Genomic DNA, 23868 nt, shown 5'->3' on the forward strand with positions numbered 1-23868 from the left:
CCCGCCGCCATCTTCGACCCGCCGCGTACTTCTCCGTTGACACCCGGAAAGGCCGGAACCTACGGTCTGGCCAGCCTGCGGGAGGGATTGCCCGCGCCCCCGAATTCCTCTCCGCAGGTCGTATTCCTCGTTCCTCGCCATTCCCGCGCACGCCCCGGCCGGCATTCCGGCCGGGGCGCCACCGGTGACCCTGCGCACCACCCGATCGACCGCGCAGGCACCCCGAGCGAGAGGACCCGCCATGCGTCCCACCCGTCGCCGGCACCTCACCCCGAGCACGCGGAGCACCTCCACAACCCGCCCCGAACCCGCCACCCGCCCCGAACCCGCCACCTCCGACGGCACCGCCACCCACCCCGGCAGCACTGCCCGCCGTACCCGCCGTACCCGCCGCACCCTCCGCGCGGCAGCCACCGCCGCCGCCACCTCGGCGGCCCTGGCCCTGTCCGCGGTCGTCGGCGCACCCGCCCAGGCCCAGCAGCTACCGGTGAACTACAACTTCTCGTCCGGATTCGTCCGGGGGTTCCTGACCCCCCAGAAGGCGCCGCCGGGGGCGAACAACTGGAGCTGCCGTCCGAGCGCCGCCCACCCGGACCCCGTGGTGCTGGTGCACGGCACGTTCGGCAACATGAACAGCACCTGGCGCGGCGCGGCGCCGCTGCTGGCGAACAACGGCTACTGCGTCTTCGCCCTCACCTACGGGGGCCCGTCCCCCACCTCCGCCATCCAGGGCGTCGGCCGCATCACCGGCAGCGCGGCATCCCTGGCCTCGTTCGTCGACCGCGTCCTCGCCGCCACCGGGGCCGACCGGGTCGACCTCGTCGGCCACTCCCAGGGCGGGGCCGTCGCCCGCTACTACACGAAGTTCCTCGGCGGCTCCACGAAGGTCCGCCGGCTCGTCGGAATGTCCCCGAGCGGCCACGGCACCACCCTGGACGGCCTGACCACGCTCGGCCAGGCCCTGCACATCCTCGAGCCGGTCAACCGGCTGCTCAACACCACGTTCCCCGCCCTGGCCGACCAGCAGGTCGGCTCGCCGTTCATCACCGCGCTCAACGCGGGCGGCGACACCGTGCCGGGCATCTCCTACACCACGGTCGTCACCCGGTACGACAAGGTGGTGACCCCTTACCAGACCGCCTACCTCAGCGGCCCGGACACCGTCAACATCACGGTGCAGGACCAGTGCGAGGCCGACCTCACCGACCACCTCGAGATGTCCTACGACCCGGTGGCCCTCACCTACGTGCTCAACGCCCTCGACCCGGAGCACCCCCGCGGCATCCCCTGCCAGGTGGTGCTCCCCCTGACCGGCCCGGTGCACTGAGGTCCACCCGCCTCCCGCACCGGGACCGGTGAGCCCCCGGGCCGCACGGCGACACCGCCGCCGCGGCCCGGGGGCGCGCGGCATGATGGAGGGGTGCCCGAAGGCGACAGCGTGTACATGGCCGCCACCCGGCTCCGCGAGGCGCTCGCGGGCCGGGTGCTCACCACCGCCGACCTGCGGGTGCCCCGGCTGGCGACCGCGGACCTGGCCGGCCGCGAGGTCACCGCGGTCGTCCCCCGGGGCAAGCACCTGCTGACGCGCGTCTCGGGCGGCTGGACCCTCCACACCCACCTGCGCATGGACGGCCGCTGGCAGGTGTACCGGCCCGGGGAGCGCTGGCGCGGCGGGCCCGACTGGCAGGTCCGGGTGGTCCTCGGCACCGAGGCGGGCGCGGCCGTCGGCTACCGGCTCCCCGTCGTGGAGCTGCTGCGGACCGAGGACGAGGCGCAGGCCGTCGGGCACCTCGGGCCGGACCTGCTCGGGCCGGACTGGGACCCGGAGGAGGCCCTGCGGCGGCTGCTGCGGCAGCCGGACCGCCCCCTCGGCGAGGCCCTGCTCGACCAGCGCACCCTGGCCGGGATCGGCAACGTCTACCGCTGCGAGCTGTGCTTCCTGCGCGGGGTGACGCCGTGGACCCCCGTCGGCGAGGTGGACCGGCCCGGGCGTCTGCTCGACCTGGCCCACCGGGCGCTGGACGCCAACAAGCTGCGGTACGGCCACGTCACCACGGGCGACACGCGGCCGGGCCGACGGCACTGGGTCTACGGCAGGGCGGGGCAGCCGTGCCTGCGGTGCGGGACCACGGTGGCGGTGGCGGAGCGGGAGGACCCGTCCCTGGAGCGGATCACCTACTGGTGCCCGGTCTGCCAGCGGGGTCCGTCCCCGGTTCCGCGGACCCCCCGCAGAGGCCTTCCCCGCCGCTGACCCGGCGGCCGCAGAGGGACGCCCCGCCCGGAGCGCGGAGCTGCCCGCCGGCGGCGTGGACCCGGCACCCGGGGACGCAGCCGTACGGCCCGGCCGGACCGCGCGAGACGGGAGGGCAGGCATCCGGGAGGCCGGAGGACGGGCTGCCGGCGGACGGGGCGCCGGAGAGCGGACGCCCGGAGTCGGGACGTTCCGGGCCGGGGCCGTCCGGGCACGAGCGGTCCGGGCACGAGCGGTCCGGGCCCGGGCGGTCCGGGCCCGGGCGGCCGGGGCGCCGCCGGCGGTCCGGGCCGGTGCGCCGACGGCTGCAGTGCACGGGCAGGAGGCTCAGCCCGAGACCACTGCCGGCCAGCGCCCCCAGCACGGATGCGGTCCCGCCCGGCAGGACGGCCGGGCCGGCGAGCAGCAGCCACCAGCAGAGCGCCGACAGCAGAGCCGCGGCAGCCCAGGCCGCCGGTGTGCGCCGGGGCAGCGGGACCGCGGCGCGGCAGGCGGACACCGCCGTACGGACGGCGCGCGGGACGGTGTCCGCGGAGCGCGGGGTCGTCGGAGGCCGATGCGTGGACCGATGCATGGGACCCGCCTCCCTGGGGCCTCGAAGGGGCCGGTCGCGGAGTACGGACGGGTGGGGCCAGGACGGTGGGGCACGGGCGGGGCGGTGAGGCCACGACGGTGGGGCACGGGCCGGTCGCGGCACCAGGGGCCGGGCGGGGACGAAGGAGGACACCGCCCCCACGGGCGGGGCCGGGATCCCTGAGGGCTCCGGCCCCGCGGTCCGCCCGGTCCGCAGGGGCCGGACCCGCGGGGATCAGGTCTGCGGGAGTCAGGTCCGCGGGGATCAGGTCTGCAGGGGTGAGGGCGCACGGCTCGGCGGCCGCGCCGCTCGCGGCGCGGCCGCCTCCACCGGGTTCAGCTCTGGTTCTCCGCCTGGAACATCCAGTACTGCTTCTCCATCTCGGCCGTGAGGCCGATGAAGAGGTCCTGGGTGACCGGGTCGGGCTTCTCCGTGGCCTCGATGCGCTCACGCATGCGGCCGATGGCGGCGGCGAACGCCTCCACCAGGGCCTCCACCACGTCGGTGTCGCGCACCCAGCCCGAGGGGAAGTCGGGCAGGCCGCTGGTCTTGGCCACGGTCGCGGCGCGCCCGTCGGGGTTGACGCCGATCGCCGCGGCCCGCTCCGCCACGGTGTCGGAGTAGGTACGGGCGGTGGTGACGACCTCGTCGAGCTGCAGGTGGATGGAGCGGAACCGCGGGCCGATCAGGTTCCAGTGGGCCTGCTTGGCCAGCAGCGAGAGGTCGAGCAGGTCGACCAGCGCGCTCTGCAGGGCGTTGCCGGTGATCTCGCGGTCGCTGTCGGAGAGCGGGCTCTTGACGACTGTCATCTCTGGGTTGCTCCTCCCGCCCCGGACGGCGGCGGCCGCCCCGGGCAGCCGGGGACTCGATCACGCCGACCGGAGCGGTCTCCGGAGCGGCACCGGTCGCATGCCCCCGATCCGGCGGACCATTCGGGCCGGTGGGGGCGTTCGGACCGTTCGGGGAGGAGGGTGCCCGGACGGGCGGCGGCGGGCGGCCGGCCCGTCAGGCGGCCACCACGTCGACGGCCGCGGCCTGGGCGGTCTTCTGGGTGATCGAACTCATCCGGTCGGCGGCGGGGCCGGGGACCGGGACGGGCTCCAGCACCGGGCGCACCGGCTCGCCGGCGGCCAGCTCGGCCAGCGACAGCTCGTCGCTCACCTCGCGCATGACCTCGGACATGCGGACGTCCAGCGCGTCGCAGATGGCGGAGAGCAGCTCGGAGGACGCCTCCTTCTGTCCGCGCTCGACCTCCGAGAGGTACCCGAGGGAGACGCGTGCCGCCGCGGACACCTCGCGGAGGGTACGGCCCTGACGCTGGCGCTGCCGACGCAGCACGTCACCCAGCAGGCGACGGAGCAGGATCATCGGTGGCTCCCTCCTCGGACCGCGGATCGAGACGTCACGTCCCCACCGTACCGCCTTGCCCGCATCACGTGCGGGGGCCATGGTCGTGTTCACTCTCGGCTGTACGCATGGCCCCTCCCTTGTGGTTCCCGCTATGGACGCGCCGCCGGGCGCCCCGGTGGACGCCTGCAACGCCGGGCGCCCCTCACCCATTCCGGTGCCTCCCGGCCCCTTCACGGTCCTTCCCCGCACGGTCCCGCTCCTCCCCGTCCACGCCCCGTTCCTCCCCGTCCCCGGCACGGGGGCCGGGCCCGGCGGGAGCCCCGCCGTGGGCCCCGGCGGGGAGTCCCAGCTGGTCCTGGAGCAGTTCCAGGGCGGCGGCCACCGCCTTGCGTCGGATTGTGGCACGCCCCCCCGACAGCACGGGCGAGGAGACCGCACTTCCCCCCGGACCGACCACCGCGAGGTGTACGGTGCCCACCGGCCTGCCGTCCTGCGGGTCCGGGCCGGCCACGCCGGTGGTGGCCACGCCGTAGACGGCGCCCATCAGCCGCCGCACGCCCTCCGCCATCTGGAGCGCCACCCGGGGGTGGACGGGGCCCTCCGCGGCCAGCAGGCCGCCGTCGACGCCGAGGACCGACTCCTTGAGGTCGGTGGCGTAGGCCGTCACCGAGCCCCGGAAGGTGCGGGAGGCGCCCGGGACGTCCACCAACTCGGCGGCCAGCAGGCCGCCGGTGAGGGACTCGGCCACGGCGACGGTGCCGCCGGCGGCGCCGAGCGCCGCGTGCAGCCGCCGGGCGAGGTCGGGGACGGCGTCGCCGCCGTCCCCGGGTGCGGGCGTGCTCATACCCGGATCATGCCCCCGTACGGGCGCGGGCAAGCCCGGCCCGCCGCAGCACGAGCGCCTGGCGGACGTAGTCCGCGCCGGTCCCCACGGTGAGCAGCACCGCGACGCCCATCAGCACCGCCCGCGCGGTGGCCAGCCAGCCGGTGAGGGGCAGCACGTACATGCCGACCGCGATGCCCTGGGTGAGGGTCTTCAGCTTGCCGCCGCGGCTGGCCGGGATGACGCCGTGCTTGATCACCCAGAAGCGCATCAGGGTGATGCCGAGCTCGCGGGCGAGGATGACCGCGGTCACCCACCAGGGCAGGTCGCCGAGGACGGAGAGCCCGACGAGCGCCGCGCCCATGATCGCCTTGTCGGCGATGGGGTCGGCGATCTTGCCGAAGTCGGTCACCAGGCCCTTGCGGCGGGCGAGTTCGCCGTCGAAGAGGTCGGTGATCATGGCGACGGCGAAGGAGGCCCAGGCGACGGCGCGCCACTTGGGGTCGTGGCCGCCCGCGGCGAGGAGCAGCGCCACGAAGACCGGCACCAGCAGCAGGCGCAGCATGGTCAGCAGGTTGGCGACGTTCCAGATGCCCGGCGGCGGCCCGCTGCCGTCCGCCGCCCCGCCGGCGCCCGGCGGCACCGGCGGGGGTGCGGGGGCGTGGTGCTCCGCCATGGCCTCTCCCGCCGCCTCGGCGGCCGTCAGCCCGGCCGCCTCCTCCACGCGGGCGCCTCTGCCCCCCGCCCGGGCCCCACGGGTCACGCGCCGCCCCCCGCGCCGCCGTCGAGCGGCTCGGCCACCAGGTCGACGCCCTCGGCGGCCACCACGCGGGCCCGGACGAACCGGCCGGGCACCGCGTCCACCGCGCCCGTGAGCGTGGTCAGGCCGTCCGTCTCCGGCGCCTGGTGCGCGGCGCGGCCCTCGACCACCGGGCCGTCGCCGTCGCCGTCCTCGGCGTCGTCGTAGGGGACCACCGACTCCACCAGCACCTCGACCTCGGTCCCGACGCGCTCCTCGGCGCGCTGGGCGGTCATCTCCTCCGCCAGGCGGCTCAGCCGCGCCAGCCGCTCGGCGACCTCGTCCTCGGGCAGCTTGCCGTCGTAGCCGGCGGCCTCGGTGCCGTCCTCGTCGGAGTAGCCGAAGACGCCGATCGCGTCGAGCCGGGCGTGGGTGAGGAACCGCTCCAGCTCCGCCAGGTCGGCCTCGGTCTCGCCGGGGAAGCCCACGATGAAGTTGGACCGGACGCCGGCCTCCGGCGCCTTGGCGCGGATGCCCTCCAGCAGCTCCAGGAAGCGGTCGGTGTCGCCGAAGCGGCGCATCCGGCGCAGCACGGCGGGCGCGGAGTGCTGGAAGGACAGGTCGAAGTAGGGCACGACGCCGGGGGTGCCGGTCATCACGTCGATGAGGCCGGGCCGCATCTCGGCCGGCTGCAGGTAGCTGACCCGCACCCGCTCGATGCCGTCGACGGCGGCGAGCTCCGGCAGCAGGGCCTCCAGCAGCCGGATGTCGCCGAGGTCCTTGCCGTACGAGGTGTTGTTCTCACTGACCAGCATGACCTCGCGGACGCCCTGCTCGGCGAGCCAGCGGGTCTCGGAGAGGACGTCGGCGGGGCGGCGCGAGAGGAAGGACCCGCGGAAGGCGGGGATGGCGCAGAAGGAGCAGCGGCGGTCGCAGCCGGAGGCGAGCTTCACGGAGGCGACCGGGCTGTCGTCCAGCCGGCGGCGCAGGGTGCGGGGGCCGGAGGCGGGCGCCAGGCCCTCGGGGAGGTCCTCCGGGGCCCCGTGGCCGGGGACGGCGACCTCGGTGGCGGCGGCCTGGCGCTGGACGGGGGTCAGGGGCAGCAGCCTGCGGCGGTCGCGGGGCGCGTGCGCGGTGTGGTGGCCGCCGGAGAGGATGGTCTGCAGGCGGTCGGCGATGTCGGCGTAGTCGTCGAAGCCGAGGACGGCGTCGGCCTCGGGCAGGGCGTCGGCGAGCTCCTTGCCGTAGCGCTCGGCCATGCAGCCGACCGCGACGACGGCCTGGGTGCGGCCGTGGCCCTTGAGGTCGTTGGCCTCCAGCAGGGCGTCCACGGAGTCCTTCTTGGCGGCCTCGACGAAGCCGCAGGTGTTGACGACGGCCACGTCGGCGTCGGCGGCGTCCGGGACGAGCTGCCAGCCGTCGGCCTCCAGCCGCCCGGCGAGTTCCTCGGAATCGACCTCGTTGCGGGCGCATCCGAGCGTGACAAGGGCGACAGTACGGCGTTCTGGCATGCCGCAAGGTTAACGCGCGGCCCCCGGAGGTGTGTCTCCGGAGGCCGCGCGGCCGCCGCGGCGGGCGGCGGGGGCAGTGCAGGGTCGGGCGGCGGGGGCAGTGCAGGGTCGGGCGGCCGGGGCGGTCCAGACAGGTGCGGCGGGGGCGGCCGGCGCGGCCGCGGGGCCTACGCGGCCTCGGGGTCGCCCGGGGTGTAGGTGAGCCTGACCACCTGGCCGTCCGGCCCGGCCGGGCCGAGGTCCTTGCCGTTGACGTACAGGTGGACGGCGCCGGCGTTGCCGAGCACCAGCCTGATCCTCCTGGGGTCGGTGAAGGTCTGGTCCTCGCCCGACTGCAGGTTCTTCTGGAAGAGGGTGTTGCCCTGGCTGTCGATCGCGGAGACCCAGCTGTCGCCGTTCTGGGCGACCAGCTTGACCGTGACCCGGTCCGCGGGGGCGGCCGCGATCGGCGACTCCGTGCGCGGGGTGGCGGGCGGGGTCGGCCGGACGGTGACCGGGGCCGACGCCTTGCGGCTGGGCAGCGGCGTGGAGGCGACCTTCTCGGCGTGCCCGGCGCCCCGGCCGCTCGCCAGGTTGAAGCCGATGAGCGCGACCACGGCGACGATCGCGGCGACCATGGCGGCCGTCCAGTTGGGGCGCCGCCGCTCGGTGCGGATCCGCTCCGCCTCGAAGATCTGCGCCGGGCGGGCGGAGGACGGCGCGCCGCCGTGCTCCGCGTCGTACCGGGCGACCAGGGCGTCGCCGTCCACGCCGACGTACCGGGCGATGGCCCGGATGTGGCCGCGGGCGTAGAAGTCGCCGCCGCAGCGGCTGTAGTCGTCCTCCTCGATGGCGTGCACTATCGGCACCCGGACCCGCGTGGCGGAGCTGACCTGATCGACGGTCAGCGCGGCGTCGATCCGGGCGGAGGCCAGGATCCGGCCGATCGTGGGCAGGGGGGCGGCGGCCGGCACGGCCTCGGCAGGCGGCTGGAAGGAGGCGGGGACGGGCGGTCTGCGCCGCCCGATCGCGGAGGACCCGGACATCGTCGGAGCGGAGCCGGGCGCGGCGGTGTCGGACCGGCGGTTGTCGCCGAGCGGGGACTTGCCGATGGTCACTTGGGCGCCTTTCGAGCGTTGGCCACCTGCTGGAATATCAGTCTAGAGGGGGTGGGAAACCCTTTATCAAGCCGGGCGGGACCGAATGCGCACGGCCCGTGCCCACGCACCCGGCGGGCCCGGTGGAACCGGCGTCCGGCCCCCCGTGCCCGGACCGGCCCGTACCCGGACCGGTCGCCCGGTCCCGGCCGCGCCGGCCGCGTGTGCGGACCGGCGTCCGCACGGCCCCTGCCCGCGTGGACGCAGCGGCACGCCGATCGGTTCCCCACCTCCCGAACGAGTCCGGGGACCGGGAGGTCACCCCCGGAGTTCGACGAGGACGCCGTCCAGCTCGTCCGGTTTGACGAGGACGTCGCGGGCCTTCGACCCCTCGCTCGGGCCGACGATCCCGCGCGACTCCATCAGGTCCATCAGCCTTCCCGCCTTGGCGAATCCCACACGCAGCTTGCGCTGGAGCATCGAGGTCGACCCGAACTGGGTGGAGACCACCAGCTCGGCGGCCTGGCAGAGCAGGTCGAGGTCGTCGCCGATCTCCTCGTCGATCTCCTTCTTCTGGCCGGACCCGACGGTGACGTCCTCGCGGTAGGAGGGCGTCAGCTGCTCCTTGCAGTGCTTCACCACCGCGGCGACCTCGGCCTCGGTGACGAAGGCGCCCTGCATGCGGACCGGCTTGCCCGCGCCCATCGGCAGGAAGAGCGCGTCGCCCTTGCCGATCAGCTTCTCCGCGCCGGGCTGGTCCAGGATGACCCGGGAGTCGGCGAGCGAGGAGGTGGCGAAGGCGAGCCGGGAGGGGACGTTGGCCTTGATGAGCCCGGTCACCACGTCGACCGAGGGCCGCTGGGTGGCCAGCACGAGGTGGATGCCGGCGGCGCGGGCGAGCTGGGTGATGCGCACCACGGAGTCCTCGACGTCGCGCGGGGCCACCATCATGAGGTCGGCCAGCTCGTCGACGATCACCAGCAGGTACGGGTAGGGCGTCAGCTCCCGCTCGCTGCCGGCCGGGGGCTGCACCCTGCCCGCGCGCACCGCCGCGTTGAAGTCGTCGACGTGGCGGAAGCCGTAGGCGGCCAGGTCGTCGTAGCGCAGGTCCATCTCGCGGACGACCCACTGCAGGGCCTCGGCGGCCTTCTTGGGGTTGGTGATGATCGGCGTGACCAGGTGCGGGATGCCCTCGTACGCGGTGAGCTCGACCCGCTTGGGGTCGACCAGCACCATCCGCACCTCGTCGGGGGTGGCGCGGGCCAGGATCGAGGTGATGAGGCAGTTGATGCACGAGGACTTGCCCGCGCCGGTGGCGCCGGCGACCAGGATGTGCGGCATCTTGGCGAGGTTGGCGACCACGGTGTGGCCCTCCACGTCCTTGCCCATGCCGACCAGCATCGGGTGGCCGTCCTCGGCGGCGGCGCGGGAGCGCAGCAGGTCGCCGAGGTTGACCATCTCCCGGTCGCGGTTGGGGATCTCGATGCCGACGGCGGACCGGCCGGGGATCGGGCTGATGATCCGCACGTCCGGGCTGGCGACCGCGTAGGCGATGTTCTTGGCGAGGGCGGTGATCCGCTCCACCTTGACGGCCTGGCCGAGCTCCACCTCGTAGCGGGTGACCGTCGGACCGCGCGTGAAGCCGGTGACGGCCGCGTCCACCTTGAACTCGGCGAAGACGCCGGTGAGCTGGGCCACCACGTCGTCGTTGGCCTGGCTGCGGGCCTTGCCCGGGCCGCCGCGCTCCAGCAGGTCCAGGGGGGGCAGCGCGTAGGTGACGTCCCCGGAGAGCTGCAGCTGCTCCATGCGGACGGGGGCCGGGCCGTGGCCGTCGGGGGCGTCCGGCCCGCCGGGGGCGTGGGGGCCGGAGCCGCTGCGGGCGGCCGGGAGGACGGGCTCCTCGGGCGGGGCGGTGCGGTCGACCACGCGGGGCACCATGCCCGCCAGGGTGGAGGAGCCGGGCACGCCGAACTCCACGGCGCCCTGCAGGTCGGCCGCGACCCCGCGCGCCACGTCGCGGGTGGCGAAGAGGCCGTCGTCGGCGGGCTCGGGCAGCGGCTCGGCCTGCCTGCGGCGCGGGCGGCGGCGCTTGGCCGGCGGGTCGCCGCCGTCCTTCTCCAGCGTGTAGGGCAGGGCGGTGTAGTCGGCGTCCTCGGGGGGCTCGGTGGAGTGCTCCCGGTCGGCCGCGCCCGGCGCGGCGGCATCCGCGGACGGGGGCCGCTCCACGACGCCGAGGCGGTGGCCCAGCAGCCGCAGCCGTTCGGGGATCCGGTTGACCGGGGTGGCGGTGACCACCAGCAGGCCGAAGAAGGCGAGGAGGAGGAGCAGGGGCACGGCGAGGGCCGGTCCGGCGGCCGCCATCATCGGGCGGGAGGCGGCCCAGCCGACGATGCCGCCGGCCTGCCGGATGCGGGTGGCGCCGGTCTGCATGCCGGGCGCCCCGCAGCCGATGTGGACCAGGCCCAGGACGCCGACGGTCAGCGCGCCCAGGCCGATGACGATCCGGCCGTTGGCCTCCGGGCGCTCGGGGTGGCGCAGCAGGCGCCAGGCGATCCCGGCGAGCGGCAGGGCCACCAGGACGTCCAGGCGGCCGAAGGCGCCGCTGACCACGGCGGTGGCGGCGACGCCCAGCCAGCCCTGGGGGGTGAACCAGGTGCCGGCGGCGGTCACCAGGGCCAGGGCGAGGAGCAGCAGTCCGAGGCCGTCGCGGCGGTGGGCGGGGTCCAGGCCCTTGGCGCCGTCGCCGAAGCCGCGGAAGACGGCGCCGACGGCGTGCGCGAGGCCCAGCCAGCAGGCGCGCACGGCCCGGAAGAGCACGGGCCGGGGCGGCGGTGGCGGCGGGGCGGCCTTCCTCGCGGGGGCCCTGCGGGCCGCGGGCCTGGCGGCCGCGGGCTTGGCGGCCCCCTTGCCGGCCGCTCCGGAGGCGCCCTTCTTCGACGGCCCCGAGGGCGGCGTGCGCGGGGCACTTCCGGACGTACGTGTGGCCATGGTCAGAGGGTACCGGCGCCGCCACCCGGGGGACATGCGGCCGGACGCGGCCCCGGGGGGCGTGTCGCGGCCGGGGCGGGACGCGGCGGTCCACCCGAACGGCCGTCACCCGAGCGCCCGTCACCTGCCCGTCCCGGCAGCCCCGGCCGGGCCGCCCTTCCGCGGCACACCTGCGGAGGACGCCGGTGCCGAACGGCAGGACCCCGGACGGGGTCGGGCTCCGCGAACGGCAGGACCCCGGACGGGGTCGGGCTCCGCGAACGGCAGGACCCCGGACGGCCTCGGGCCGGGCGGCCCTAGCCGGTGAAGGCGCCGCCGACGCCGCCCGCGCCGGGCTCCAGGGCGTCCAGGGCCCGCCGCAGCCCGGCGACCTTCCGCTCGAGGTGCGCGGCGGTCGCGGCGGCGGCGGTGTCGGCGGACCCGTCGAGCTGCTTGGTGAGCGCCTCGGCCTGCTCCTCCACGGCCGCCAGCCGGGCGGACAGTTCGGCGAGCAGCCCGCCGCTGACCGGGGGCTCCTTGCGCTCGGCCTCGTCGGCGCCCGCCGCCTGCCCCGACTCCAGCTGCAGGCGCAGCAGCGCCGCCTGCTCCTTGAGCTGGCAGTTCTTCATGTACAGCTCGACGAAGACGGAGACCTTGGCCCGCAGCACCCACGGGTCGAACGGCTTGGAGATGTAGTCCACCGCGCCGGCCGCGTAGCCCCGGAAGGTGTGGTGGGGGCCGTGGTTGATGGCGGTGAGGAAGATGATCGGGATGTCGCGGGTGCGCTCGCGGCGCTTGATGTGGGCGGCGGTCTCGAAGCCGTCCATGCCGGGCATCTGCACGTCCAGCAGGATGACCGCGAAGTCGTCCGTCAGCAGCGCCTTGAGCGCCTCCTCCCCGGACGATGCCCGCACCAGGGTCTGGTCGAGCGCGGAGAGGATCGCCTCCAGCGCCAGCAGATTCTCCGGCCGGTCATCGACCAGGAGGATCTTGGCCTTCTGCACCATGGCCCGTCCTCCTCGCCCCGGGAGTGCCCCGGTCGCCGCCCCCACGGGCGACACCTGTGCGCCGCCTGCCCTCGTGCCGGTCATGGTAGTCGCACCTTTTCGTCGGCCACAGCACGTCGCCGCCCGCCGCGACGACGTCTCGCGGCACGCGACCTGCCACCGGATCCCCCGGCCCCTCCTGGCAACGCCGAGCGACCCTACCCGGTTCCCGTCCCGGGGGGCCACCACGCGTTCGGGTGACGGCGCGGCCCGGCGCGGCCCGGGGCGCGCCGGGGCGCGCCGGGGCGCCCCGGGGCGCGGCGGACGGCGCCGGGGCTACCGTCCGCGCGCCCGCAGCCAGTGGTCCATCACCCCCAGCAGGTGGTCGGTGTCCACCGGCTTGGTGACGTGGTCGGAGGCGCCCGCCTCGATGCTCTTCTCCCGGTCGCCCTTCATCGCCTTGGCGGTGAGGGCGATGATGGGCAGTCCGGCGAACTGCGGCATGCTGCGGATCGCCTCGGTCGTGGCGTAGCCGTCCATCTCCGGCATCATGATGTCCATGAGCACCAGCGCGACGTCGTCGTGCTGCTCCAGGACCTCGATGCCCTCCCGGCCGTTCTCCGCGTAGAGCACGGTCAGGCCGTACTGCTCCAGCACGCTGGTGAGGGCGAAGACGTTGCGGATGTCGTCGTCGACGATCAGCACCTTCTCCCCCTCGAAGCGGCCCTGGAAGGACTGCCCCTCCCCGGCCCGGCCGTCCGCCGCGGCGGCGCCCCGGCCGGGGAACGCGACGGCGCGCGGGAGCGCGCGGGGGGCGGGCGGCGCCGGGGGCTCCGGCGCGGCGGCCGGCGGCGGCCCCGCCCGGTGACCGGCGTCGCGGTGCGCCGCGTCGCGCTGCGCGGCCGCCCGGCGGCGGTCGGCCGCCGTCCCGCGCCGCCGCTCCTCGGCCAGCTCCCGGACCTCCTGCGCCCAGTGCTCCGCCGGGCTGCCGGCCGCGGCGTCGTGCCCGGACCGGGCGGCCTCCGCCGGGTACGGCTCGCCGCCCCGGCGCTCGGCGTCCGGCCCGTCGGCGCGCAGCGGCAGGTAGAGGGTGAAGGTGGAGCCGCGGCCCAGCTCGCTCTCGGCGTGGATCTCGCCGCCCAGCAGCCGGGCGATCTCCCGGCTGATGGACAGGCCGAGCCCCGTGCCGCCGTACTTGCGGCTGGTGGTGCCGTCGGCCTGCCGGAAGGGCTCGAAGATCTCCCGGAGCTTGTTGCTGGGGATGCCGATGCCCGTGTCCGTCACCGAGAAGGCGACCAGCGGGTCCTCGGGCCCGGCGATCGCCCCGGCCTCCAGCAGCTGCTCGCGCACGTACGCGGGCACGTCGTCGCCCGCGGGGCGGATCAGCAGCTCCACCGCGCCGCCGTCGGTGAACTTCACCGCGTTGGAGAGCAGGTTGCGCAGCACCTGCTGGAGCCGCTGCTCGTCGGTGTGGAGGGTGACGGGCAGGTCCGGGGAGACCCGGACGGCGAAGTCCAGGCCCTTGTCGGCGGTGAGCGGCCGGAAGGCGGCCTCCACGTAGTCGACGAGCTGGACCAGGGCGATCCGCGAGGGGCGGACCTCCATCTTGCCCGCCTCGACCTTGGACAGGTCCAGGATGTCGTTGATCAGCTGGAGCAGGTCGGTGCCGGCGCCGTGGATGGTCTCGGAGAACTCCACCTGCTTGGGCGAGAGGTTGCCCTCGTTGTTGTCGGCGAGGAGCTTGGCGAGGATGAGCAGCGAGTTGAGCGGGGTCCGCAGCTCGTGCGACATGTTGGCCAGGAACTCGCTCTTGTACCGGGAGGCCAGCGCCAGCTGCTCGGCGCGCTCCTCCAGGACCTGGCGGGCCTCCTCGATCTCGCTGTTCTTGATCTCGATGTCGCGGTTCTGCTGGGCCAGCTGCTCGGCCTTCTCCTGCAGCTCCTCGTTGGTGTGCTCCAGCTCCTCCTGGCGCGCCTCCAGCTCGGCGGAGCGCATGGAGAGCTCGGCGGTGAGGCGCTGCGACTCCAGCAGCAGGCCCTCGGTCTTGGTGTTGACGCTGATGTTGTTGACGGTGACGCCGATCATCTCGGCGATCTGCTCCAGGAAGTCCAGCACGACGCTGGTGAAGGAGCTGAACGAGGCCAGCTCGATCACGCCGAGCACCCGGCCCTCGAACATCACCGGCAGCACGATCACGTGGGCCGGCGAGGCCTCGCCGAGACCGGAGGCGATCTTGAGGTACCCGGGCGGGGCGTCCCGGAGCATGACCGGCCGCTTCTCGACCGCGGCCTGGCCGATCAGCGACTCGCCGAGCCGGAAGTGGGTGGGCATGGCGCGGCGCTGGTAGCCGTAGGAGCCGATCAGGCGCAGCACGACGTCGCTCTGGTCGTCGTCCTCGGTGACCAGGGCGGCGGAGCGGCCGCCGGGCTGGGCGAGGAAGAAGGCGCCGTGCTGGGCGGAGACCACCGGCGTCAGCTCGCTCATGATGAGCGCGGCGACCGCCTCCAGGTCGCGGCGGCCCTGGAGCAGGCCGGAGATCCGCGCGAGGTTGGTCTTGAGCCAGTCCTGCTCCTTGTTGGTGCGGGTGGTCTCGCGCAGGTTGGCGATCATCTGGTTGATGTTGTCCTTGAGCTCGTCGAGCTCCCCGGACGCGTCCACGTCGATGCGCAGCGAGAGGTCGCCGCGGGTCACCGCGGTGGCGACCTGGGCGATGGCCCGGACCTGGCGGGTGAGGTTGCCGGCCAGCTCGTTCACCGACTCGGTGAGGTCCTGCCAGGTGCCGGCGACGCCGGGGACGCGGGCCTGGCCGCCGAGGCGGCCCTCGGCGCCGACCTCGCGGGCCACCCGCGTCACCTCGACGCCGAAGGCGGAGAGCTGGTCGACCATCGTGTTGAGGGTGGTCTTGAGCTCCAGCATCTCGCCGCGGGCGTCGACGTCGATCTTCTTCGACAGGTCGCCGTTGGCGACGGCGGTGGTGACCAGGGCGATGTTCCGCACCTGGCCGGTGAGGTTGTTCGCCATCAGGTTGACGTTCTCGGTGAGGTCCTTCCAGATGCCGGCGACGCCGGGGACGTTCGCCTGGCCGCCGAGGATGCCCTCGGTGCCCACCTCGCGCGCCACCCGCGTCACCTCGACGGCGAAGGCGGAGAGCTGGTCGACCATCGTGTTGAGGGTGCCGGCGAGCGCGGCGACCTCGCCCTGCGCCTCGATGGTGATCTTCTTCGACAGGTCGCCGTTGGCGACGGCGGTGGCGACCTGGGCGATGTTGCGGACCTGGCTGGTCAGGTTGGACGCCATGAAGTTGACGTTGTCGGTCAGGTCCTTCCAGATGCCGGAGACGCCCCGCACCCGGGCCTGGCCGCCGAGGATGCCCTCGGTGCCCACCTCGCGCGCCACCCGCGTCACCTCGTCCGCGAAGGCGGAGAGCTGGTCGACCATCGTGTTGACGGTGGTGACCAGCTCCAGGATCTCGCCCCGGGCGTCCACGGTGATCTTCTTGGAGACGTCGCCGCGGGCCACCGCCGTGGTCACCTCGGCGATGTTCCGCACCTGGCCGGTGAGGTTGTTCGCCATCAGGTTGACGTTGTCGGTGAGGTCCTTCCAGGTGCCGGAGACGCCCGGTACCAGGGCCTGGCCGCCGAGGCGGCCCTCGGTGCCCACCTCGCGGGCCACCCGCGTCACCTCGTCCGCGAAGGCGCCGAGCTGGTCGACCATGGTGTTGATGGTGGTCTTCAGCTCCAGGATCTCGCCCCGGGCGTCCACCTCGATCTTCTGCGACAGGTCGCCGCGCGCCACCGCGGTCGCGACCTGGGCGATGTTCCGCACCTGGCCGGTGAGGTTGTTCGCCATGAAGTTGACGTTGTCGGTCAGGTCCTTCCAGGTGCCGGCGACGCCGGGCACGCTCGCCTGGCCGCCCAGCATGCCCTCGGTGCCGACCTCGCGGGCCACCCGCGTCACCTGCTCGGCGAAGGCGGAGAGCTGGTCGACCATCGTGTTGATGGTGTTCTTCAGCTCCAGGATCTCGCCCCGGGCGTCCACCTCGATCTTCTGCGACAGGTCGCCGCGGGCCACCGCCGTGGTCACCTGGGCGATGTTGCGGACCTGGTCGGTGAGGTTGTTCGCCATGAAGTTCACCGAGTCGGTCAGGTCGCGCCACACCCCGGCGACGCCGGGCACCCGCGCCTGGCCGCCGAGGCGGCCCTCCACGCCCACGTCCCGCGCGACCCGGGTCACCTGGGCGGCGAAGGCGGAGAGCTGGTCGACCATCGTGTTGACGGTGTTCTTCAGCTCCAGCATCTCGCCGGAGACGTCGACGGTGACCTTCTGCGACAGGTCGCCGGAGGCGACCGCGGTGGTCACCTGGGCGATGTTGCGGACCTGGCCGGTGAGGTTGCGGAAGGCGTTGTTCACCGAGTCGGTGAGGTCCTTCCAGGTGCCGGCGACGCCCGGCACCTGCGCCTGGCCGCCGAGGCGGCCCTCGGCGCCGATCTCCCGGGCGACGCGGGTGACCTCGCCGCCGAAGGCGGAGAGCTGGTCGACCATCGTGTTGACGGTGTTCTTCAGCTCCAGCATCTCGCCGGAGACGTCGACGGTGACCTTCTGCGTCAGGTCGCCGGAGGCGACGGCGGTGGTCACCTGGGCGATGTCGCGGACCTGCGCGGTGAGGTCCCGGAAGGCGTTGTTCACCGAGTCGGTGAGGTCCTTCCACACGCCCGCCGCGCCGGGCACCATCGCCTGGCCGCCGAGGCGGCCCTCGGAGGCGACCTCGCTCGCCACCCGGTTGACCTCGGCGGCGAAGGTCCGCAGCGTCTCGGTCATCGCGTTGATGGTCATCGCCAGGCGGGCGATCTCGCCGCGCGCCGTGACGGTGATCTTCTGGGACAGGTCGCCGTTGGCGACGGCCGTGGTGACCTGGGCGATCTCCCGGACCTGGGCGGTCAGGTTGTTCGCCATGAAGTTGACGTTGTCGGTGAGGTCCTTCCAGATGCCGGCGACGCCCGGCACCTGCGCCTGGCCGCCCAGCTGCCCCTCGGTGCCGACCTCGCGGGCGACGCGGGTCACCTCGGCGCCGAAGGAGGAGAGCTGGTCGACCATCGTGTTGACGGTGTTCTTCAGCTCCAGCATCTCGCCGTCCACGTGGACGGTGACCTTGCGGGACAGGTCCCCCTTGGCGACCGCGGTGGTCACCAGGGCGATGTCGCGGACCTGGGCGGTCAGCCGCCCGGCCATGGTGTTGACCGAGTCGGTGAGGTCCTTCCAGCTGCCGGACATGCCGCGGACCCGGGCCTGGCCGCCGAGCTTGCCCTCGGTGCCGACCTCGATGGCGACCCGGGTGACCTCGTCGGTGAACTCCGAGAGCTGGTCGACCAGCCCGTTCACCGTGCGGCCGATCTTCAGGAACTCGCCGCGCAGCGGGTGGGTGAGGCCGTCGGCCCCCAGCGAGCGCAGCTCCATGCGCTGCTCCAGGTCGCCCTCGGCGATGGAGCCCAGCACCCGCCCCACCTCGGCCATCGGCCGGGCCAGGTCGTCGATCAGGGCGTTGCAGTTGTCGACCGCCGAGCCCCAGGCGCCCTCGCCGGCGCCCGCCTCCAGCCGCTCGGAGAGCCGCCCCTCGCGGCCGACCACCCGCCGCACGCGCGCCAGCTCGCCGGTGAGGTGCTGGTTGCGTTCGGCGACCTCGTTGAAGACGGCGGCGATCTCGGCCATGACGCCGTCGCCGGGCACGGTCAGCCGGCGGCGGAAGTTCCCGTCCCGCATCGCGGTCAGCGCGGAGAGGAGCTTGCGCAGGTTGGCGGCGTCGGCCCCCCTGGCGCCGCCGGCGGGGACCGGTCTGCGGGGGGACGCCCCGCCCGCCGCGGCGGTCCTGGTGCCGCCGCGGGGGGACGCGCCCCCCGTCGTACCGGCTGGTGCCGATTCGCCCGAACTCAACGGGTCCCTCCCGCGTAGTCGATCTGGCAGGTCTCGATGTGGCTGGTGGAGCAGGCACAGCACCGACACCGTGCGCGGACCCCCCAGTCTTGCATCACGGGGTGTGCGAGGACACGGGCACGAGGACGGTTGTACGGGGCCGGTCCCGGGGTATCGCATTCTCGACCGGCCCCGCACCGGTTCGGACGCGGACCCGAAAAGTCCCGTCCGCCCCGCCCTTCCTCGGCGACGGAGCCACACGGGAGCAGCGGCGGAAAGTAACCTGTCGGCCTGGGCGGCGCCCCGTGGAAGGGCGGCCGACGAGACGTGAGGAGCCGGGAGCAGTGGTCACCGCGCGGGCAGCCGCCACCTTCGAGCCGGTCGGCCGCTCGGTCGCCGCCGCCCGCGGTTTCGTCCGCGACACCCTCCAGGGCTGGGGGTTCGCGGACGTGGTGGACGACGCGGTGGTCCTCGCCAGCGAACTGGTCACCAACGCCGTGGTGCACGCCGGGACCGCCGCCGAGGTGACCTGCCTGCGCGAGGACGACGCGGTGCGGATCGAGGTCGCCGACCGCTACCCGGAGCGGGAGCTGCCGCTCGACGGGGTCGGCCCGGTCGGCGAGCCGTCGCGCGGGCGGCTCGGCGACCCGGAGCGCGAGGGCGGCCGCGGCCTCCTCCTCTGCTCCGCGCTGGCGCCGCGCTGGGGCGTGGAGTACAGCGCCACCCACAAGCTGGTGTGGTTCCGCATGGTGCTGCCCGCCCGCGGCGCGGGCACCCGGTTCGCCGCCCCCGCCGGGCCGGAGGGGGCGCTGCCGGCCGCCGGCGACGGCGTGCTGGTCGGCGTGGTCCGGGTGGACGCCGACGGGGTCGTGCGGTCCTGGAACGCCGACGCCGAGGGCCTCTTCCACCTGCCGGCCGCGCAGGTCACCGGGCACCCGCTGGCGGAGTACGCGGCCTGGCCGCAGACGCCGGGCACCGGCCTGGGGCTCCAGGAGGCGCTGGCGCTCTCCCGCTGGGAGGGCAGCTACGGCATCCGCGGCGGCGACGGCCGGGTGACCGGCGTGTACGGCTCCCACCTGCGGATGCGGGACGCCGAGGGCGCCCCCTCCACCGTCTGCCTGCTGGTCCGGGAGCAGGACCGGGCGGTGCTGCAGTCGCCGTTCCGGGCGCCCGCCGCCGAGGGCGGCGCGGCGGGCCGCGCCGACGGCCGCGACCGGCGGCCCGCCGACGCCTTCGACGCGCTGCTCGGCAGCCCGTCGGCCGACGACCTCGACGGGCTGCTGCAGCGCACCGTGGAGCGGGCCCGCGACATGCTCGACGGCGACGCCTCCTACCTGCTGCTCGCCACCGACGACGAGACCGAGCTGGAGGTCCGGGCCAGCGCCGGGCTGCCCTCGGGGCGGCAGCGGTTCGCGCGCGTGCCGGTGGAGGGCGGCACCGGCCGGTACGGCTCGGCGCGGATGCCCGCCGTCCACGACGACCTCACGGCGCAGCCCGGCGCGGTGCCGCTGCTGACGGGCACCGGGATGCGCTCGGTGGTCACCGTCCCGCTGAAGGTCGAGGGGCGGCTGACCGGATCCCTGGGCGTCGCCGCCCAGGCCCCCGCCCGCTACACCAACGACGACGCGCTGCGCCTGCAGTTCGCCGCCGACCGCATCTCGCTGGCGGTGGAGAGCGCCCGGCTCACCGAGCTGGAGCGGCTGCGGCGCGGCTCGCTCTCCTTCCTGGTGGAGGCCTCCGACCTGCTGGCCGGCACCCTGGAGCGGGACCAGACGCTGGCGCTGATGGCGCAGATGACCGTGCCCACCCTGGCCGCGTGGTGTGCGGTGTACACCACCGGCGACCAGGCCGGGCCGCCGCAGCTGGCGTTCGTCCTGCACGAGGACGAGGACCGGATCGACGGCCTGCGGGCCCTGCTGGAGAAGGTGCCGCCGCCGGACCCGGACCCCAGCCCCGGCGCCCGCCCCTGGAAGGCCCCCGCCGAGGCCGCCCACGCCGCCGCCCTGCGCGCCTCGCTGCGCTCGCTGGGCCTGGGCGACGCCGCGCAGCCGGCCGCCGGCCCCGGCACCGCCCTGGCCACCTCGGCGGCGGTCGGCGGCGAGACGGTGGTGCTGCCGCTGGTGGCGCGCAACCGGGTCATCGGGCTGCTGGCGCTCGGCCGGTCCGCGGAGGAGCGCTTCCGCCGGGAGATCCTGGAGCTCGCCGAGGACCTCTCCCGGCGGGCCGCCCTGGCCCTGGACAACGCCCGCCTGTACTCGGAGCGCACCGCCATCAGCCAGGCCCTGCAGCGCAGCCTGCTGCCGCCGGAGCTGCCGCCGGTGCCCGGCGTCGAGGTCGAGGTGATCTACCGGGCGGCGGGCGAGGGCAACGAGGTCGGCGGCGACTTCTACGACGTCTTCCCCATCCGGGAGGGCACCTACGGCTTCGCCATCGGCGACGTCTGCGGCACCGGGCCGGAGGCCGCGTCCGTGACCGGCCTGGCCCGGCACTCGCTGCGGCTGCTGGCCCGCGAGGGCCTGGCCGCGCCCGAGGTGCTGCAGCGGCTGAACGCGGCGATCCTCGACGAGGGCTCCCGCAGCCGCTTCCTCACCCTCCTCTACGGGGAGATGACGCCGTGCCCGGACGGCTCGGTGGAGCTGCGGCTGGTCTGCGCGGGGCACCCGCTGCCGCTGCGGCTGCGGCCGGGCGGCGAGGTGGTGCCCGCCGCCGAGCCCCAGCCGCTGCTGGGCGTGATGGAGGACCTGGAGCTGTCGGAGGAGACCGTCGTCCTGGACCCGGGCGACGTGCTGCTCTGCGTCACCGACGGCGTCACCGAGCGGCGCGAGGGCGGCCGGATGCTGGGCGACGACGGCCTGGCGGAGGTGCTGGCGGGCTGCACCGGCCTGACCGCGGGGGCGGTGGCGGCCCGGGTGCAGCGCGCGGTGGAGCGGTTCGCCGCCGAACCGCCCTCCGACGACATGGCGATCCTGGCCCTGCGCATCCCGGCGCAGCGCCAGGTCTGAGGGTCCGGGGGCACCGGGCCGGGCGGGCGCCCGGGACCGGGCCGGCTGCCCGTCCGTCCGGCTCAGCCCCGGCCGGCCACCGGCTGCTGTGCGGCCTCCGCAGCGGGGGCCACGGGACCCGGTGCGGCCCCCGGGACCGCGCCGGCTGCCCGGGGGCGCAGCAGGGCGGCGGCGCCCGCCTGGACCGCGTACGCGAGCAGCAGCAGCGCCACCGCCACGATGCCGTCGGCCCAGAAGTGGTTGGCGGTCACCACGACCACCGCCACGGTGGCGGCGGCGTGCAGCACCGCCAGCCAGCGCCACCGGCTGCGGGAGATCCGCACCACCGCCACCGCCACCAGCACGCACCAGGCGACGTGCACCGACGGCATCGCGGACAGCTCGTCGGCGACGACGCCGCCCACCGGCCCGCCGTACACCGACTGCCCGTACTGCACGGCGACGTCCACGAAGCCGCTGCCGGGCAGCATCCGCGGCGGCGCCACCGGGACGAACTGCACCAGCAGGCAGGCCGCGGTGACCAGGACCACCGTGGTGCGCACCCACGCGTAGCGCCGCCGGTGGCGCAGGAAGACCCAGAGCAGGAGGGCGATCATCGCACCGAAGTGCAGGACCGCGTAGTAGTAGTTCGCCGCCTTCACCAGCCAGGGGTACGGCAGCACGGCGCGCTGCCAGGACGCCTCGTCGGGCAGGCCGAGGGCCAGTTCGGCGCGGTGGATCCGCCGGGCGCGGTCCAGGGCGTGGTCGGCGCCCATGAGCGAGAGGTGGCCGGCCAGCTGCCACAGGGCGAAGAGCGCCAGCAGGGTGCCGGCCTCACGCAGCACCGCGGCGGCCGCCGGGGCGCGGCCCGTCGCGGGCCGGTCCGCGGCGGGCCGGTGTGCGTCGGGCCGGACGGCCGCCGCCCGCCGCACCGCGTACGAGGCGGCGAGCAGCACGGCGGACGCGCCGCCCGCCGTCTGCCACGACAGGGTGAGGTTCTGCACCGGCCACGCCCTCCCCGGGGCACCGGGCCGTCCCGCCCCCGTCGGGCGGGGAGGACTCCGGCCGGTCCCCCGCGATGAACAGACCGTAGACCCCGGCGGACGCCCGCCGGGACCGAGGGGGTGCCGGGCGGCTCAGCCGCCGATCACCAGCCGCCGCACCCCGGGCCAGCGGTCGGGGTCGGTGACCCGCCGGCCGTCCACGAGCACCCGCACGCCGGGCAGGTCCGCGGCGGACAGCACCCGGTAGTCGGCGTGGTCGGCCTGCACCACGGCGGCGGCCACCGGCTGCCCCCCGTGCGGCGGCAGGCCGAGCGCGGACAGCTCGGCGGCGGTGTAGAGGGGGTCGGAGACGTACGGCTGCGCGCCGCGCGCCCGCAGCGCCGCCACCACCGGGAAGACGCCGGAGAACGCGGTCTCCTTCACCCCGCCCCGGTAGGCGGCGCCCAGCACCAGCACGCCCGCCCCGGTGAGCGGCCCGAACTCCCGCTCCAGCAGGTCCACCGCGTAGCCCGGCATGGCCTCGTTGGCCTCGCGGGCGGCGCGGACCACGGTCGCCGCCGGGTCGTTCCACAGGTACATCCGCGGGTAGACCGGGATGCAGTGGCCGCCGACGGCGATGCCGGGCTGGTGGATGTGGCTGTACGGCTGGGTGTTGCACGCCTCGACGACCCGGGTGACGTCCACGCCGACGGTGTCCGCGTAGCGGGCGAACTGGTTGGCCAGGCCGATGTTGACGTCGCGGTAGGTGGTCTCGGCGAGCTTGGCCAGCTCGGCGGCCTCGGCGGAGCCGAGGTCCCACACGCCGTTGGGGCGCGGCAGGTCGTCGCGGTCGTCGAAGTCGAGCACGGCCCGGTAGAACTCCGCCCCGCGCCGGGCCGACTCCGCGTCGACGCCGCCCAGCAGCTTGGGGTAGCGGCGCAGGTCGGCGAAGACGCGGCCGGTGAGGACCCGCTCGGGGCTGAAGACGAGCGCGAAGTCCCGCCCGGCGGTCAGGCCGGAGCCCTGCTCCAGCAGGGGCGCCCAGCGGCCGCGGGTGGTGCCCACCGGCAGCGTGGTCTCGTAGCTGACCAGGGTGCCGGGGCGCAGCCCGGCAGCGACGGCACGGGTCGCCTCGTCCATCCAGCCGAAGTCCGGCTCGCCCGCGGCGTCCACGAAGAGCGGGACCACCACGACGACGGCCTCGGCCTCCGCGACCGCGGCGGCGGTGTCGGTGGTGGCCCGCAGGAGCCCGGCGGAGACGGCCTCCTTGAGGCGGACGTCCAGCCCGGCCTCCCCGGGGAAGGGCACCGTCCCCTCCCCCACCAGCCGCACCACGCGCTCGTCGACGTCGGCGCCGACCACGTGGTGCCCCTTGGCGGCGAACTGCACCGCCAGCGGCAGACCGATCTTGCCCAGCGCCACCACACAGATCCGCACGGCTGCTGCCCTCCGCAGGCCCGGGGCCCCGGCTGCGGCCCGCTCCCCTGCGATTGTCGGCGCGGGCCGGCGGGCGGGCCTCCCGGGCGCGGCGGACGGGGGACGGGGCCTGGGGCGGGGGCGGGGACGGGGACGGGGGACGGGGCCTGGGAGCGGCGTACCGGGGGTCGGCAGACGGGGGACGGGCCGCGGCCGCCCGGCGTGGTCCGGGAGCGTGCACGCGGGCGCTGCCTAGCGTGAGGAGCGCGCCCCTGTGGGGCGCGCCCCCGTTCCCGCCCGGAGG

The 23868-nt window shown here is 75.3% G+C and carries 14 protein-coding genes; 3 read left to right on the forward strand and 11 right to left on the reverse strand.

Translation table 11 applies throughout. The annotated features are described in order from the left end of the window. Window positions 1-241 precede the first annotated feature (241 nt). Together ACFY07_RS21520 and ACFY07_RS21525 are read left to right on the forward strand one after the other, a co-directional pair. Complete coding sequence (locus tag ACFY07_RS21520; protein WP_390870645.1) at window positions 242-1327, forward strand: lipase family alpha/beta hydrolase; 1086 nt, start codon at window positions 242-244, stop codon at window positions 1325-1327. A gap of 93 nt (window positions 1328-1420) precedes the next feature. Beyond that, on the forward strand, window positions 1421-2251 hold the full coding sequence (locus tag ACFY07_RS21525) for a DNA-formamidopyrimidine glycosylase family protein (RefSeq protein ID WP_390870647.1): 831 nt from the start codon (window positions 1421-1423) through the stop codon (window positions 2249-2251). A 909-nt stretch (window positions 2252-3160) separates the two neighbouring features. On the opposite strand, the gene ACFY07_RS21530 is transcribed toward ACFY07_RS21525, so the two are convergent. The 9 genes from ACFY07_RS21530 to ACFY07_RS21570 all read right to left on the reverse strand — a co-directional run bounded on the left by ACFY07_RS21530 (window position 3161) and on the right by ACFY07_RS21570 (window position 18034). Beyond that, the gene (locus ACFY07_RS21530) at window positions 3161-3634 is read right to left on the reverse strand and encodes a Dps family protein (RefSeq protein ID WP_390870648.1); all 474 of its coding nucleotides are present in this window, start codon (window positions 3632-3634) and stop codon (window positions 3161-3163) included. Between the two features lie 196 nt (window positions 3635-3830). Next, window positions 3831-4193: a helix-turn-helix domain-containing protein gene (locus tag ACFY07_RS21535; protein ID WP_111492725.1), complete on the reverse strand. Its 363-nt coding sequence runs from the start codon at window positions 4191-4193 to the stop codon at window positions 3831-3833. Between the two features lie 184 nt (window positions 4194-4377). Then, window positions 4378-5019 carry a CinA family protein gene (locus ACFY07_RS21540; RefSeq protein WP_390870650.1) on the reverse strand — a complete coding sequence of 214 codons (642 nt, stop codon included), beginning with the start codon at window positions 5017-5019 and terminating at the stop codon, window positions 4378-4380. A gap of 7 nt (window positions 5020-5026) precedes the next feature. Then, window positions 5027-5722, reverse strand: coding sequence for a CDP-diacylglycerol--glycerol-3-phosphate 3-phosphatidyltransferase (gene pgsA / locus ACFY07_RS21545; protein ID WP_390870652.1), 696 nt, complete (start codon window positions 5720-5722; stop codon window positions 5027-5029). 35 nt (window positions 5723-5757) lie between these two features. Further along, window positions 5758-7248 (reverse strand): 30S ribosomal protein S12 methylthiotransferase RimO, encoded by a 1491-nt coding sequence (gene rimO, locus ACFY07_RS21550; RefSeq protein WP_390870654.1) that lies wholly within the window; start codon window positions 7246-7248, stop codon window positions 5758-5760. 167 nt (window positions 7249-7415) lie between these two features. Next, a complete protein-coding gene (locus ACFY07_RS21555; protein ID WP_390870656.1) occupies window positions 7416-8345 on the reverse strand; it encodes a helix-turn-helix domain-containing protein in 930 nt (309 codons plus the stop codon). A 297-nt stretch (window positions 8346-8642) separates the two neighbouring features. Next, the gene (locus ACFY07_RS21560; protein ID WP_390870658.1) at window positions 8643-11312 is read right to left on the reverse strand and encodes a DNA translocase FtsK; all 2670 of its coding nucleotides are present in this window, start codon (window positions 11310-11312) and stop codon (window positions 8643-8645) included. 296 nt (window positions 11313-11608) lie between these two features. Further along, the gene (locus ACFY07_RS21565) at window positions 11609-12298 is read right to left on the reverse strand and encodes a two-component system response regulator (RefSeq protein WP_390870660.1); all 690 of its coding nucleotides are present in this window, start codon (window positions 12296-12298) and stop codon (window positions 11609-11611) included. 315 nt (window positions 12299-12613) lie between these two features. Further along, window positions 12614-18034, reverse strand: coding sequence for a HAMP domain-containing protein (locus ACFY07_RS21570; protein ID WP_390870698.1), 5421 nt, complete (start codon window positions 18032-18034; stop codon window positions 12614-12616). Between the two features lie 494 nt (window positions 18035-18528). Here ACFY07_RS21570 and ACFY07_RS21575 point away from each other — a divergent pair, with 494 nt between their 5' ends. Then, window positions 18529-21186 carry a SpoIIE family protein phosphatase gene (locus ACFY07_RS21575; protein ID WP_230654563.1) on the forward strand — a complete coding sequence of 886 codons (2658 nt, stop codon included), beginning with the start codon at window positions 18529-18531 and terminating at the stop codon, window positions 21184-21186. 62 nt (window positions 21187-21248) lie between these two features. Here the strand turns inward: ACFY07_RS21575 and ACFY07_RS21580 are convergent, their stop codons facing one another. Both ACFY07_RS21580 and ACFY07_RS21585 read right to left on the reverse strand, forming a co-directional pair. After that, window positions 21249-22169, reverse strand: coding sequence for a phosphatase PAP2 family protein (locus tag ACFY07_RS21580; RefSeq protein WP_390870662.1), 921 nt, complete (start codon window positions 22167-22169; stop codon window positions 21249-21251). Window positions 22170-22301: 132 nt separating this feature from the next. Beyond that, window positions 22302-23585 (reverse strand): nucleotide sugar dehydrogenase, encoded by a 1284-nt coding sequence (locus ACFY07_RS21585; RefSeq protein WP_390870664.1) that lies wholly within the window; start codon window positions 23583-23585, stop codon window positions 22302-22304. Between the last annotated feature and the right edge of the window lie 283 nt (window positions 23586-23868).

The sequence above is a fragment of the Streptomyces sp. NPDC001380 genome (assembly GCF_042895785.1).
Taxonomy (GTDB): Bacteria; Actinomycetota; Actinomycetes; order Streptomycetales; family Streptomycetaceae; genus Peterkaempfera.

Excerpts from the sequence above, each read along its gene's own strand:
- ACFY07_RS21520 (WP_390870645.1), top strand. The coding sequence starts at position 242 with ATGCGTCCCACCCGTCGCCGGCACCTCACCCCGAGCACGCGGAGCACC.
- ACFY07_RS21530 (WP_390870648.1), bottom strand. The coding sequence starts at position 3,634 with ATGACAGTCGTCAAGAGCCCGCTCTCCGACAGCGACCGCGAGATCACC.
- ACFY07_RS21535 (WP_111492725.1), bottom strand. The coding sequence starts at position 4,193 with ATGATCCTGCTCCGTCGCCTGCTGGGTGACGTGCTGCGTCGGCAGCGC.
- ACFY07_RS21540 (WP_390870650.1), bottom strand. The coding sequence starts at position 5,019 with ATGAGCACGCCCGCACCCGGGGACGGCGGCGACGCCGTCCCCGACCTC.
- rimO (WP_390870654.1), bottom strand. The coding sequence starts at position 7,248 with ATGCCAGAACGCCGTACTGTCGCCCTTGTCACGCTCGGATGCGCCCGC.
- ACFY07_RS21560 (WP_390870658.1), bottom strand. The coding sequence starts at position 11,312 with ATGGCCACACGTACGTCCGGAAGTGCCCCGCGCACGCCGCCCTCGGGG.
- ACFY07_RS21565 (WP_390870660.1), bottom strand. The coding sequence starts at position 12,298 with ATGGTGCAGAAGGCCAAGATCCTCCTGGTCGATGACCGGCCGGAGAAT.
- ACFY07_RS21570 (WP_390870698.1), bottom strand. The coding sequence starts at position 18,034 with ATGCGGGACGGGAACTTCCGCCGCCGGCTGACCGTGCCCGGCGACGGC.